The following is a 12,663-nucleotide window of genomic DNA, read 5'->3' on the forward strand; positions in this document are numbered from 1 at the left end:
CGGCGCCCGTCCACGAGGCGGAGCCGGGGCGGCGGGGCCGGGAGCCCGGGGCGCGGAGCCTCAGCGGGGCGGGCTGACCGGGGCCAGCCACAGGCCGAGTACCGCGTCCGCGAGACCGTCGGCCGCCTCCGCCCAGGTGGCCCGCGGGGTCGGGGCGCCCTCGGCGAGGGTCCGTTCCCGCTCGGCGCAGGTGTGCAGGATCAGCAGCCGGACCATCTGGCCGCGTTCGGCGCGGACCTCGGGCGGCAACTCCGGGAGATTGCGGTTCAGCCCCTCGACGGCCTGCCGCAGCGCGGGCGAGGCCATGGACTCCTCCAGCATGATCTCGTGCAGCACCGGGTCGGTCATCACCTGGGCACAGAACCGGGCGTACCAGGTCGGGCTGCCGAGCGCGGCCAGATGCTCGGTGACGGGACGCACCAGACAGTCGACCCAGTCGCGTACGTCCCGGGAGTCACCGGCCGCCACGATTGCCCGCTCCCTGAGCGCCTCGATGCGCTCGGCATGCCGGCGGGCCACCGCACGGACCAGGTCGGCCTTGGTGCCGAAGTGATAGCCGACCGCCGCGTTGTTGCCCTGACCTGCGGCCTCGCTGACCTGACGGTCGGAGGCGGCGTACATGCCGTGTTCGGCGAACAGCCGCTCCGCCGCGGTCAGGATCGCCTCCCGGGTCGCGCCGGTCGCGGTGCGGGCCCGTTCAGGGGAACCGGGCGGTGGACACGCGTGCCGGCGCCGGGAGTGGTCGAGACCTTCAGCCGTGACCGCCGTATCCCTGCCGCTGATCGCGCCGATGCTCGCCACCGCCGGCACCCTGCCGCCCGCCGCCCAGGACGAGCGGTGGGCGTACGAGACCAAGCAGGACGGCCAGCGGGTGATGGTCTATCTGCCCGGCGACGGCAGTGTGCGGCTGCGCGCCCGCTCGGGCGAGGACATCACCGCGGCCTATCCCGAACTGCGGCCGCTCGCCGACGCGCTGGGCACCACGCCGGCCGTGCTGGACGGTGAGGTGCTGGCCCTCGACGAAGGGGGCCGTGCCGACTTCCAGTTGCTGCAGAGCCGGATGGGCCTCGCGCACTCCCCCGCACGGGCGGCGCGCCGAGCCGCGCGGGTGCCGGTGCACCTGGTGCTGTTCGACGTGCCCTACCTGGCGGAGTCCCTGGTACGGCTGCCGTACGCACAGCGGCGGGCCCGGCTGACGGAACTGGGGCTTGCCGGACCGTACTGGTCGACGCCGGGTGCCGTGACCGGACACGGCGCCGAGGCACTCGCGGCGACCAGGGAGCACGGCCTGGAGGGCCTGGTGTGCAAGCGGCTGGACTCGGTGTACGAGCCCGGGGTGCGTTCCCGCGCCTGGATCAAGATCCGGAACATGCGCGCCGAGGACGTCATCGTCGGCGGCTGGCTGCCGGGCAAGGGGCGGCTGAGCGGGCTGCCCGGCGCACTGCTGCTCGGTCAGCGCGACGCGCACGGCCGGCTGCGGTACGTCGGCGGGGTGGGCACCGGCTGGAGCGAGGCGGAGCGCACCGAGCTGGCCCGGCTGCTGGCGGCGGCCCCGAGCGCCCGCTGCCCCTTCGACCCGGCGCCCCGGATCCCGGACGCCCGCTGGGTGCTGCCCCAGGTGGTGGGAGAGGTCGGCTACAGCACCCGTACCCGGGCCGGGCTGCTGCGCCAGCCGTCCTGGCTGCGGCTGCGCCCGGATCTGACGCCGCGGGAGTCGGCGGCCGACCTTCCGGAGGGCCTCGGGTGAGACCGGGCCGTCGAGCCCGGCTCCGGCGCGGAGGTCTATCGTGTGCGCATGCCGGTTCCCGAACTGATCCGTATCGTCTCCCGCGACTCCCCCATGGCCCTGGCCCAAGTCGAGCGGGTCCGCGCCGAGTTGGCCGTACTGCACCCGGGTGTGCGCGCCGAGGTCGTTCCGGTGAAGACCACCGGCGACAAGTGGCTCGGCGATCTGTCCAAGGTCGAGGGCAAGGGGGCGTTCACCAAGGAGGTGGACGCGGCCCTGCTGGCCCAGGAGGCCGATCTCGCGGTGCACTGCGTCAAGGACGTGCCCGCGGACCGGCCGCTGCCCGCCGGGACGGTGTTCGCCGCGTTCCTGAAGCGGGACGACATCCGTGACGCGCTGATCCACCCGGACGGCCTCACCCTGGACGAACTTCCGGCCGGCACCCGGATCGGCACCTCCTCGGTGCGCCGGGTGGCCCAACTGGCCGCCACGCACCCGCACCTGGAGTGCGTGCCGTTCCGCGGCAATGCCAACCGCCGGCTGCAGAAGCTGGCCGAGGGCGAGGCGGACGCGCTGCTGCTGGCGGCGGCAGGCCTGGCGCGGATCGGCCGGACGGACGTGATCAGCGAGGTGCTGTCGGCGGAGACGATGATGCCGCCGATCGGCGCGGGCATCCTCGCGCTGCAGTGCCGGGCGGACGACACCGAGCTGATCGACGCCGTCAGCGGGCTCGGCGACCCGGACACCCACCGTGAGGCGACGGCCGAGCGGATGTTCCTGCATGTGCTGCAGGGACACTGCAACAGCCCCATCGCCGGCTACGCGCGCGTGGACGGCAGCGGGGAACTGTCCCTGCGGGCCTGTGTGTTCACCCCGGACGGCAAGACCCGGCTGAACGCCCACGAGTGGGCGGGCCGGCTCGACCCGGCCACCCTCGGCACCTCGGTCGCGGTGGCGCTGCTGCGGCAGGGCGCCCGGGAACTCATCGACGGCATCCCGCACTGAGACGCCGGGCCGCGTACGGCGGCCCGGTGCCGGTCCTAGGGCCTGTCGTCAAACTCCCGTCGTCCGCCCGGAGGGCGGGCCCGGCGGGGACTGGCGCGTGCAGCTGCAAGGCGGAGGAAGGAGTCGACGGCGGGGATGCCGGACGCCCCCGCGCGAGCACAGCCGAGCGCGGGGTAGCGTCGGCGACCGACGACAACGCCGCCGGGGGTACCCCCTCTGGGGGAGTGCGTGCCACACCCCGCCGCGCTGGGGGCACCTCCCACGCCCTCAAGGCAGTGGGGGAGGGAGTTTGACGACAGGCCCTACGGCGCGCGGCCGCGGCTCATGCGCCGTAGGGCCGTGTCAGGTCGCAGGGCCGTGCCGAGCCTGCGGGCGCGTCAGGCGGGGCCGGGCTCCGTCTGGTCCCGCAGGAAGGCGCTGACCTGGTGGGCCAGGCTGCCCTGGCCCGTGGCCGTCGGGGCGGCGGCCGGGGCCGGCTCCAGCACGCCGATGCCGCCCGTCCACAGCCGGCGGTCGGCCCACTCCTCCTCCACCCGCAGCTGCACCTGCACATCCACGTGGCTCAGGGCGGCCTCGGGGGCGGCGGCGTAGACCACGGCGGTGACCCGGCGCAGCGGGTAGACGTCGAAGCCCTCGATGAACTGGGAATTGCGCCAGTCGATGAACGCGCCCTCGCCGTCGGGACCGACCCGGACGTCGATCTGGCCGTCCTCCAGGTGGATCCCGTAGTGCCGGGCACCGCGGTTCTCGACCGTCACCCGGACACTGAAGTACGTCAGGCCGGCGGCCGCGTCGTCGCGTCCCCGCGGCGGCTCGGCGGCCTCCAGACGGTGGACGCGGACCCGCAGACCGGCATGCTCGTCGTACTCGTGCCAGTCACCGACCACGTTCGGCTCGTACACAGTGCCCCTCTCGACCTTCGAGAGCTGCTGTCTATCTGTGCTCTGAGCGCACTGTCAAATGAGCAGAATGCGCCGTGGCCAGGGGGTTCGCCCGCTTTGATCGCTGATCAAGCGCTGCCCAGGAAGTATGCGGGCGCGACGCTTCGGACGGGGTGCGCGCGCGTGCCGCACATCACGTCCGTGCCGCACGTCCCCGGCAAGATCACCGGGCCAGCCGGCCGAGCAGTGAGGAGGCCGCGGCGATGCCGAGCGCGGCGGCCACCACCAGGACGGCGAAGTCGGTGCCGAGATGCGCGGGGGTGCCGAGCAGCAGCCCGCGCAGGGCGTCGACTTGATAGCTCAGCGGGTTGACCTTGCTGACGGCCTGCAGCCAGCCCGGCATCACCGAGACGGGGTACAGGGCGTTGGAGGCGAAGAACAGCGGCATCGTGATCGCCTGTCCGAAGCCCATCAGCCGGTCGCGGCTGAGCACGATGCCGGCGATGGTCATCGACAGACAGGAGAAGAAGACGGAGGCGAGGACCACCGCGGCGCCGACGCCGAGCAGTTTCAGCGGGTTCCAGGTGAGGGCCACGCCGAGCACAGCGGCGATGACGATCACGACGATCGCCTGGATCAGCGACTTCACCCCGGCGGCGAACGCCTTGCCGGTGATCAGCGCCGAGCGCGGGGTCGGGGTGACGAGCAGCTTGTTCAGGATGCCCGCGTCGCGTTCCCAGATGATCTGGATGCCGTAGAAGATCGCGATGAACATCGCCGACTGGGCGATGATGCCGGGCGCCATGAAGTCGATGTACGGCACACCGCCGGTGGGTATCGCCCGGATCCGGGTGAAGGTCTGGCCGAAGATCAGCAGCCACAGGGCGGGCTGGACCGCGCGGGTGTACAGCTCGGTCCGGTCGTGCCGGAGCTTTTGCAGCTCGACCGCGCACATGGCGACGACCCGGGCGGGCAACAGACGCCAGCCGGCGCGCGGGACGGGCGGGCGAAGCAGCAGGTCGGTGCCGCTGCCGGGGGTGTGGTCAGCCGACTCGGCGCGCGGTGCGGCGGGTGCTGCGGACATCGCGGAAACCTCCTTCGGAGTTGTCGTCGAGACCGCTGCCGGCGACGTGGCGGAAGACGTCCTCCAGCGTGGGCAGGGTGTCGGCGCCCTGGCGTTCGGCCAGGCCCCGGCGCAGCTCGTCCGGGGTGCCGAGGGCGCGGATGCGGCCGCGGTGCATCAGACCGACCCGGTCGCAGTACTGCTCGGCCTCGTCCATGTAGTGCGTGGTGACGAGGACGGTCATACCGGTGGCCGCGCGGACGGCGTTGATGTGCTCCCAGACGCCGGTGCGGGCGATCGGGTCCAGGCCGATGGTGGGCTCGTCCAGGATCAGCAGCCGGGGGGCGCTGACCAGGGCCTGGGCGAGTTCGAGGCGGCGGACCATGCCGCCGGAGTAGGTACCGGCGAGCCGGTCGGCGGCTTCTGTGAGGCCGACGGCGGCCAGCGCCTGGCCGACGCGCGCGGCGCGCTCGCGACGGGACACGTCGAAGACACGGGCGAACAGGGCGACGTTCTCCCGGCCGGTGAGCCCGCTGTCGGCGGACAGCTGCTGCGGGACGTAGCCGAGCAGCCGGCGCACCGCCATCCGCTCTCCGGCGGCGTCGTGCCCGAAGACGCGCACCATGCCGGCGGGGACGGGCAGGAGGGTGGTGATGCAACGGATGGCGGTGGTCTTGCCGGCACCGTTGGGCCCGAGCAGCCCGAACACCTCACCCTCACGCACGGCGAGGTCGAGCCCGTCGACGGCACGGTTGTCCCCGAAGGCGTAGACGAGCCGCGTACAGCTGACGGCACCCCCATCCGCCTCGGGGACGGCCTCGGCACAGACGCGGGCGGTCTCGGCGGTGCCCACGGCGGAGGAGGACTCCGCGGGGGGCGTGGCGGGTGTTTCCGTGGGGGTGGCGGGACCGGCGGCCGTGCCGACGGCGTCTCCGGGTGTGTCGCGGGTGTCCCTCGTCATGGTGTCTGGACCTCCGTCACGGTGTCTGGGCTTGCCTCGTCACGGTGTCTGGACCTCCGTCATGATCGTCGGCCTCCGCCGGTCTCCGCCGGTCTCTGTCGGCCTCCGCCGGTCTCCGCCGGTCTCTGTCGGCCTCCGCCGGTCTCCGTCAGTCTCCCCCGGTCTCCGCCGGCTTCTCTCGGCTTCCTCGGCCTCCTCGTGCAGACCGGCGGCGAGTTTGCGCAGCGCCGGCAGGGCCGCGCGCAGCGCCTCCCGGTCGGCCTCGTCGAGCCCGGACACCTGCCGGACGACCAGTTCGGCCCGGCGTCGCTGCCAGTCGCCGAGCCGTTCCTCGGCGGCCTCGGTCAGCTGCAGCCGTGCGGCGCGCCGGTCGGCGGGGTCGGTCTCGCGGAGCAGGTATCCGGCCCGGGCGAGTTGGTTGACCAGGGTCGACACGGAGTTGCCCGCCAGGTGCAGCGCCCTTGCCGCGTCCGAGATGCCGATGCCGGGCCGGGACTGGACCAGCCGCAGCAGCTCCACCTCGGCGCCCCGCAGCCGGGGCACGCTCATCCCGCCCCGCAGCCGGCGCCGGATCAGCCGCTGGATGCGCACCAGGGCGTCCGCCAGCTCTTCCGGGAGGGTCTCGGACCCCGTTGCCGCTCGCCGCGTCGTCTCGGGTTCCATACAAGAAGATTATCTCTGCTACAGAGGTAATGCCCGCCGAGCAGGTCAAGGAGAGCGCGGACCACATGCCACATGGACACATATCCCCTATGGACACATCCCATATGGACATATTTGTTTGATGATGTCCGTGAGGGGGAAGAGGGACGGCAGTGCTTCGGACCGGAGGCACGTCCGTGGGAGCCCGCCTCGTGGCCGGCCCCGGTACCCGTTGCCCGGTCCGAGCGCGCCTCCCGCGGTGTCTGTTTCATCCAGCACCTGCTGAGAGAGGTGCGCACCATGCGTGTCACCGGTAGCCCGAAACCCCACCCGCATGACGACGCCCCCGACACGGCGGAGTCCTTCGCACGGCTCGCGCGGATGCCCGACGGCCTTGAGCGGCGGGCGCTCCGTGACGAACTGGTCCGGCTGTGGCTCCCCATGGCCGAGCGGATCGCCGTGCGCTTCCGCGGCCGCGGAGAGGCCCTGGAGGACCTGTACCAGGTGGCCGCCCTCGGCCTGGTGAAGGCCGTCGACCGCTACGATCCGGAGCGCGGCCGCGCCTTCGAGGCGTACGCCGTGCCCACCGTCACCGGCGAGATCAAGCGTCACTTCCGCGACCACATGTGGACCCTGCATGTGCCGCGCCGGGTGCAGGATCTGCGCAACCGGGTCCGCTGCGCCACGAAGGAACTGGCCCAGAGCAGCCCGGGGCGCCCGGCCACCGTGGCGGAGATCGCCGCCCACGCGCGGCTCACCGAGGACGAGGTGCGCACCGGCATGGAGGCGCTGGAGTGCTTCTCGGCGCTGTCCCTGGACGCCGAGGTCGCCGGCACCGACTGCTACGCCCTCGGGGACTCGCTCGGCGACCCCGACCCCGGCTATGACCTCGTGGTCGACCGGGTCGCCGTCCGACCGTGTCTGCAGGCCCTGCCGGAACGCGAGCGCACCATCCTCTACCTGCGGTACTTCGGGGGAATGACACAGAGCCTGATCGCCCAGCAGCTCGGTATCTCGCAGATGCATGTCTCCCGGCTGCTCAGCGGCTGCTTCGACCGACTGCGCCAGGAACTGCTCGCCAACGCCCGTTGAGCCCCCTCAGCCCCGCGGAGCCCCCGGCGGGGGCTCACTCCTCCGGGGCGCCGGGCACCTGTGTGGGACCGTACCGGTCCAGGGTGTCCTCCAGGGCGGCGCGGACCTGGGGCGGGATGTCGCCGCGGCGGCCCCAGATCAGGATCAGCTCCGCGATGTTGCGCAGCTTGATGTTGGTGTGCTGGGAGACCTCCTTCAGCACCTCCCAGCCCTCGTCCGGGGTCACCCTGCCGAGGGCCACCATCATCCCGATCGCCTGGTCGACGACCGCGTGGGAGGCCACGGCCTCCTTCAACTGGTCGACTTCCGCCTGCAGCTCAAAGATCCGTTCGGGCTCACTCGCTCCCATGTCCCCCATCGTCCTCGGCGGCCTGCGCCGATGCCACCGGGCGTCCTCGACAGGCATCCGACCCCCGCGTGGTTGGACACTGGTGCCAGACCGGTGGCCGCCCGGCCCCGAGAGCAGGACGCGACTGACATGAACCACGACGCCCCCGCCGGGGGAGGACCGCGCAAGCGAGACGTCGTCTCCACGCACTCCGTCTTCGGTGCCCCGTGCTGGGTGAGCCTGACCAGCCGTGACCTCCAGGCCACCCAGGAGTTCTACACCGCCGTGCTCGGCTGGCGCTGGCGCGGCGCCAAGCTCGGCGAGCACTTCCGGATAGCGCTGGCGCAGGGAGTGCCGGTGGCGGGGATCGCCGCCGTGGCCGCCATGTGGCAGATGGCGGTGGCGTGGACGCCGTACTTCGCCGTGCCGGACGCCGATGTGGCGGTGGCCCGGGCCCGCGAGCGCGGCGGTACGGCGGCCGTCGGGCCGCTGTCCTTCCCACCGGGCCGTGCCGCGCTGCTCGCCGACCGGGACGGGGCCACCTTCGGGATCTGGCAGGGCGAGCTGGTCGGCAACTGGGAGGCCTGGCGGCGGGCCTCGCCGACCTTCATCCGGCTGCACACCCGCGACGCCTTCGACGCCGCGCTGTTCTACGGCGAGATCCTCGACTGGGCGTCCGGTGTGCCGGGCTGCTGCGAGGTGGAGTACGAGGGCGGCGAGGTGGTGCTGCGCAGCCAGGGCGACATCGTGGCGCGCATCGACTCGGGCGCGCTGGAGGCGGCCCCGGACCCCTCCGTACGGCCGCACTGGCAGATCCACTTCGCCGTCGCGGACGTCCTGGACTGCGCCCGCACGGCGGAGAAGCACGGCGGCAGCGTGCTGAGCGAGGCCGAGGACGAGGCGATCCTCCGGGATCCGGACGGCGCCCAGTTCACCGTGACGTCACACCGAGCTCGCTGAGCCCGGGGCCGCCGGCAGTACTGACTGCCGGCCCGCGGCGCGGGACGGACGTGACAGGAGGATGAGGCTGCGGGCCTCCGCGTGGATGCTCGTGGCCGCCTTGTGTTCGCGTTCGTCGGGGATGCCCTCCGGGTCCGCGGTGTCGATCAGGGTCGTCCAGCGCTCGCCGAAGGAGCCGGGGGGCAGACGGAAGTCGACCGGTTCCCAGTAGCCGTTGACGAGCAGCAGGAAGGAGTCGTCGACCATGCGGCGGCCGTAGGCATCACGTTCGGCGATGGCGTCGCCGTTGAGGAACACGCACACCGAGTGCGCGTCGTCGCGCTGCCAGTCCCGGGCCGTCATTTCGCGGGCGTCGGGCCTCAGCCACATCAGGTCGGGCAGCGGCTGTGCGGCGTTGGTCGCGGTCTCGCCCCGGAAGAAGCGGCGGCGGCGCAGCACGGGGTGCGCGGAGCGCAGGGCGATCAGATGCCGGGTGAAGTCCGCGAGGCCGCGCCGCTCGGCGGTCGGCCGCCAGTCGATCCAGGAGAGTTCGTTGTCCTGGCAGTAGGCGTTGTTGTTGCCCCGCTGGGTGCGCCCGAGTTCGTCGCCGTGGCAGAGCATGGGGATGCCCTGCGACAGCAGCAGCGTGGCCAGCAGGTTGCGCTGCTGGCGGGCGCGCAGTTCGAGGACGGCCGGGTCCTGGGTGTCGCCCTCGACGCCGCAGTTCCAGGACCGGTTGTGGCTCTCGCCGTCCCGGTCGTCCTCGCCGTTGGCCGCGTTGTGCTTGTCGTTGTACGACACCAGGTCGCGCAGTGTGAAACCGTCGTGCGCGGTGACGAAGTTGACGCTCGCGCGCGGCCGGCGCCGGCTGTGCTGGTACAGGTCGGAGGAGCCGGTCAGCCGGGAGGCGAACTCGCCGAGGGAGCCGGGCTCCGCCCGCCAGAAGTCGCGTACGGCGTCCCGGTAGCGGCCGTTCCACTCCGACCACAGCGGCGGGAAGTTGCCCACCTGGTAGCCGCCCTCCCCCACGTCCCAGGGCTCGGCGATGAGTTTGACCCTGCTGATCACCGGGTCCTGCTGGATCAGGTCGAAGAACGCCGACAGCCGGTCCACCTCGTGGAACTGCCGGGCGAGCGTGGCCGCGAGGTCGAAGCGGAAGCCGTCGACATGCATCTCGGTGACCCAGTACCGCAGCGAGTCCATGATCAGCTGGAGCACGTAAGGGTGCCGCATCAGCAGGCTGTTGCCGGTGCCGGTGGTGTCGTAGTAGTGCGCCCAGTCGCCGTCGACCAGCCGGTAGTAGGAGGCGTTGTCGATGCCCCGGAAGGACAGGGTCGGACCCTGCTCGTTGCCCTCGGCCGTGTGGTTGTAGACCACGTCGAGGATCACTTCGAGGCCGGCCGCGTGCAGCGCCTTCACCATGGCCTTGAACTCGTTGACCTGCTGGCCGAGGGTGCCGAAGGCGGCGTAGGCGTTGTGCGGGGCGAAGAAGCCGATGGTGTTGTAGCCCCAGTAGTTGGACAGGCCCCGGTCCTGGAGCACCCCGTCCTGTACGAACTGGTGCACCGGCATCAGCTCCACCGCACTCACCCCGAGCGAGGTCAGATGCTCGATGACGGCGGGGTGCGCGAGGCCCGCGTAGGTGCCGCGCAGCCGGTCCGGGACGTCCGGGTGGGTGCGGGTCAGGCCGCGTACATGGGCCTCGTAGATCACCGAGTCCGCGTACGGCGTGCGCGGCGGGCGGTCGTCGCCCCAGTCGAAGTACGGGTCGGTGACCACGCCCAGCATCGAGTGCCCCGCGCTGTCTGCGGGGGCGGGGCCCTCCGGGGCGCGCTCGTACAGCGAGGGGTGGTTGTCGATCTGGCCGTCCACCGCGCGGGCGTACGGGTCGAGCAGCAGCTTCGCCGGATTGCACCGGTGGCCGAGCGAGGGCTGCCAGGGGCCGTACACCCGGTAGCCATAGCGCTGGCCCGGCGCTATGCCGGGCAGAAAGGCATGCCAGACGCATCCGTCGACCTCGTGCAGCCGGACCGGGGTCTCGGTTCCGGCGGCGTCGAGGAGGACCAGCTCGACCCGCTCGGCCACCTCGCTGAACAGGGCGAAGTTCGTGCCCTGTCCGTCGAACGAGGCGCCCAAAGGGTAGGGCTGCCCGCTCCACACGGGCAGCCCCTTGTTGAGGGAACCGGCGGTCACCGGCTGCCTTCCAGGACGGCACAGGGAACGGCGGCCGCCGCGCCGAGCGTGTCGTCCACCGGTGCCGCCGGGGCGGCCAGCAGCGCCGTCGGCAACGCGCGCGGCAGCGGGAGCCCCTGACGCAGCGTGGGTGCGGGGGCGAGCGGCACCAGCGGGACGCGCTGGCCGGCGCGGGCTCGCTGCGAGAACCAGATGATCTTGCTGCCGCTGTCCGAGGCGCAGCAGCCCCACCCGTCGCTCATGGCGGCGATGTCGGCGAGGCAGGCGCGCAGATCCTGATCGGGGCGCAGATCCGGGTCGTCGTCCCCGAAGGCGGTGATGAGGTGCTGGCCGTTCCACCACAGCTCGATCGAGGTGTGCTTGTCGGTGGCGTGCTGGTCGATCGCCCGCAGCAGCAGTTCGGCACCGTGACAGACGGGGACCGCGAGGTTCTCGAGGTCCCAGTAGCGGAGGTGGGCGGCCAGGATGCGGCTGACCTGTCCCACCCGTTCCGGGCTGACTTCCACGTCGATGTGGTAGTAGCAGGGCACTGCGGTCTTCATCGTCGCTTGCTCCTCACCGGCGCGGCTCCCGCTCCCCTCCGGGAGGGATCCCGGATGCCCGTCCGGAACGACTCCCGGACACATAGCGTGAGCTTCGATCGCTCCTGAGTCACCTCTACGGTGCGGCCGCTACGCCATTCGTGCAACACGAGCAGCCGGCACCACTCGTGGTTGAAGATCCAACAAGACGCTGCGTCGTCGTCCGTGCACCATAAGTGAAAGCCTCGATCGCCGTAACGGTGCCGCGCGCTTCCGTGCGCGAACACCACCCGACCGTCGGGAACGCGCCCAGTCGAGAGCGTGGAGGGTGAAGAGGGCAATGCTGCTACCCGCCAAGGCCGAAGTGGCCCGGGCGTTGCGGCGTTACCGGGCGTGGGAGCGCGTGATGCTCGCCTCGCCCCACGACCGCACGGTCCGGGTCACGTTCGAGGACTCGGGCTACACACTGTGCGTGCTGATGGGCAAGCGCTGCGCCCGCGAGGCCGCGGACGCCGCCGAACGCTATCTGCGCACCACTCTTGTCACCTACCTGCGCGAGCAGGACGGACGGCCGCGGTCACGTCGGTCGGCCAGAAGAGCGCCACCATCGGAGCGGCGTTCCACGGCGCCACGCCCCTGACCTGGCACCGTACAAGGCGTTCCCCACGGGGCCGGCGTCGGCCGGCCCTCTCTCGGATCGCGAAGCCGTGCCGGGTGCCCGGCTTCGCGCACGGCGGAGGTGAAATACATGCGCAGGACCCCGGCCATCGGCCGTGTACCGGTACGTGACGTCCGGCCGGCCATGGAGTGCGGCAGGCGCCCGGCGAAAGCGGTGGCCGGGGAGACCTTCCAGGTGACGGCCACGGTGTTCCGCGAGGGGCATGACGCCGTGGGCGCCAATGTGGTCCTGCGCGATCCGAAGGGCCGCCGCGGCCCGTGGACACCGATGCGGGAGCTGTCCCCGGGCACCGACCTGTGGGGGGCGGACGTCACCCCGGACACGACGGGCCGCTGGACCTTTCGGGTGGAGGCGTGGAGCGATCCGCTGGCCACCTGGCGGCACACCGCCGCGGTGAAGGTGCCGGCCGGGATCGACATCGGACTGGTGCTGGAGGAGGGCGCCGAGCTGTACGAGCGTGCGGCGGCCGGGGTGCCCAAGGGCCCGGAGCGAGGCCTCGTCCGCGCCGCCGCGCAGGCTCTCGGCGACGACTCCCTTGCAGTGCACGAACGTCTGGAGCCGGCCCTGTCCCCCGAGGTGGATGTGCTGCTGGCCCGGTATCCGCTGCGGGAGCTGGTCACCGCCTGCGAGCCG

The 12,663-nt window shown here is 72.2% G+C and carries 13 protein-coding genes and 1 pseudogene; 6 read left to right on the plus strand and 8 right to left on the minus strand.

The features are described 5' to 3' along the window. Nucleotides 1–60 precede the first annotated feature (60 nt). Nucleotides 61–657, minus strand: a complete 597-nt coding sequence (locus IE277_RS20455) for a TetR/AcrR family transcriptional regulator (RefSeq protein WP_373310831.1) — start codon at nucleotides 655–657, stop codon at nucleotides 61–63. A 133-nt stretch (nucleotides 658–790) separates the two neighbouring features. Here IE277_RS20455 and IE277_RS20460 point away from each other — a divergent pair, with 133 nt between their 5' ends. After that, nucleotides 791–1,747 carry an ATP-dependent DNA ligase gene (locus IE277_RS20460; RefSeq protein ID WP_189954486.1) on the plus strand — a complete coding sequence of 319 codons (957 nt, stop codon included), beginning with the start codon at nucleotides 791–793 and terminating at the stop codon, nucleotides 1,745–1,747. Nucleotides 1,748–1,789: 42 nt separating this feature from the next. Then, the gene (hemC, locus tag IE277_RS20465) at nucleotides 1,790–2,731 is read left to right on the plus strand and encodes a hydroxymethylbilane synthase (protein ID WP_189954412.1); all 942 of its coding nucleotides are present in this window, start codon (nucleotides 1,790–1,792) and stop codon (nucleotides 2,729–2,731) included. A 377-nt stretch (nucleotides 2,732–3,108) separates the two neighbouring features. Here the strand turns inward: hemC and IE277_RS20470 are convergent, their stop codons facing one another. The 4 genes and pseudogenes from IE277_RS20470 to IE277_RS20485 all read right to left on the minus strand — a co-directional run. Next, on the minus strand, nucleotides 3,109–3,633 hold the full coding sequence (locus IE277_RS20470) for a hypothetical protein (protein WP_189954414.1): 525 nt from the start codon (nucleotides 3,631–3,633) through the stop codon (nucleotides 3,109–3,111). Between the two features lie 202 nt (nucleotides 3,634–3,835). Next, on the minus strand, nucleotides 3,836–4,696 hold the full coding sequence (locus tag IE277_RS20475) for an ABC transporter permease (RefSeq protein WP_189954416.1): 861 nt from the start codon (nucleotides 4,694–4,696) through the stop codon (nucleotides 3,836–3,838). After that, nucleotides 4,656–5,636, minus strand: a complete 981-nt coding sequence (locus tag IE277_RS20480) for an ABC transporter ATP-binding protein (RefSeq protein ID WP_229881838.1) — start codon at nucleotides 5,634–5,636, stop codon at nucleotides 4,656–4,658. The genes IE277_RS20475 and IE277_RS20480 overlap by 41 nt, the downstream gene beginning before the upstream one ends. Nucleotides 5,637–5,816: 180 nt before the next feature. Then, nucleotides 5,817–6,299, minus strand: a pseudogene (locus tag IE277_RS20485) (MarR family winged helix-turn-helix transcriptional regulator); the annotation flags it as partial. Between the two features lie 279 nt (nucleotides 6,300–6,578). Between IE277_RS20485 and IE277_RS20490 the strand changes: the two are divergent. Beyond that, nucleotides 6,579–7,370, plus strand: a complete 792-nt coding sequence (locus IE277_RS20490; protein WP_189954420.1) for an RNA polymerase sigma factor SigF — start codon at nucleotides 6,579–6,581, stop codon at nucleotides 7,368–7,370. Between the two features lie 34 nt (nucleotides 7,371–7,404). Here the strand turns inward: IE277_RS20490 and IE277_RS20495 are convergent, their stop codons facing one another. Next, entirely contained in the window at nucleotides 7,405–7,719 is a 315-nt protein-coding gene (locus IE277_RS20495) for an ANTAR domain-containing protein (protein ID WP_189954422.1), read from the minus strand. A 129-nt stretch (nucleotides 7,720–7,848) separates the two neighbouring features. Between IE277_RS20495 and IE277_RS20500 the strand changes: the two genes are divergently transcribed. Continuing rightward, a complete protein-coding gene (locus tag IE277_RS20500) occupies nucleotides 7,849–8,658 on the plus strand; it encodes a VOC family protein (protein WP_189954424.1) in 810 nt (269 codons plus the stop codon). Here the strand turns inward: IE277_RS20500 and glgX are convergent. Beyond that, nucleotides 8,641–10,803: a glycogen debranching protein GlgX gene (gene glgX / locus IE277_RS20505; RefSeq protein ID WP_189954490.1), complete on the minus strand. Its 2,163-nt coding sequence runs from the start codon at nucleotides 10,801–10,803 to the stop codon at nucleotides 8,641–8,643. The genes IE277_RS20500 and glgX overlap by 18 nt on opposite strands. A gap of 23 nt (nucleotides 10,804–10,826) precedes the next feature. Next, nucleotides 10,827–11,372 (minus strand): pep a2, encoded by a 546-nt coding sequence (locus tag IE277_RS20510; RefSeq protein WP_189954426.1) that lies wholly within the window; start codon nucleotides 11,370–11,372, stop codon nucleotides 10,827–10,829. Between the two features lie 319 nt (nucleotides 11,373–11,691). Here IE277_RS20510 and IE277_RS20515 point away from each other — a divergent pair, with 319 nt between their 5' ends. After that, nucleotides 11,692–11,991, plus strand: a complete 300-nt coding sequence (locus tag IE277_RS20515) for a DUF5133 domain-containing protein (protein WP_189954428.1) — start codon at nucleotides 11,692–11,694, stop codon at nucleotides 11,989–11,991. Nucleotides 11,992–12,099: 108 nt separating this feature from the next. Beyond that, on the plus strand, nucleotides 12,100–12,663 hold a 564-nt coding region (locus IE277_RS20520; protein ID WP_189954430.1), incomplete at its 3' end, for a maltotransferase domain-containing protein.

Origin of the sequence: Streptomyces alanosinicus (assembly GCF_014650595.1) — a bacterium.
GTDB classification, from domain to species: Bacteria; Actinomycetota; Actinomycetes; order Streptomycetales; family Streptomycetaceae; genus Streptomyces; species Streptomyces alanosinicus.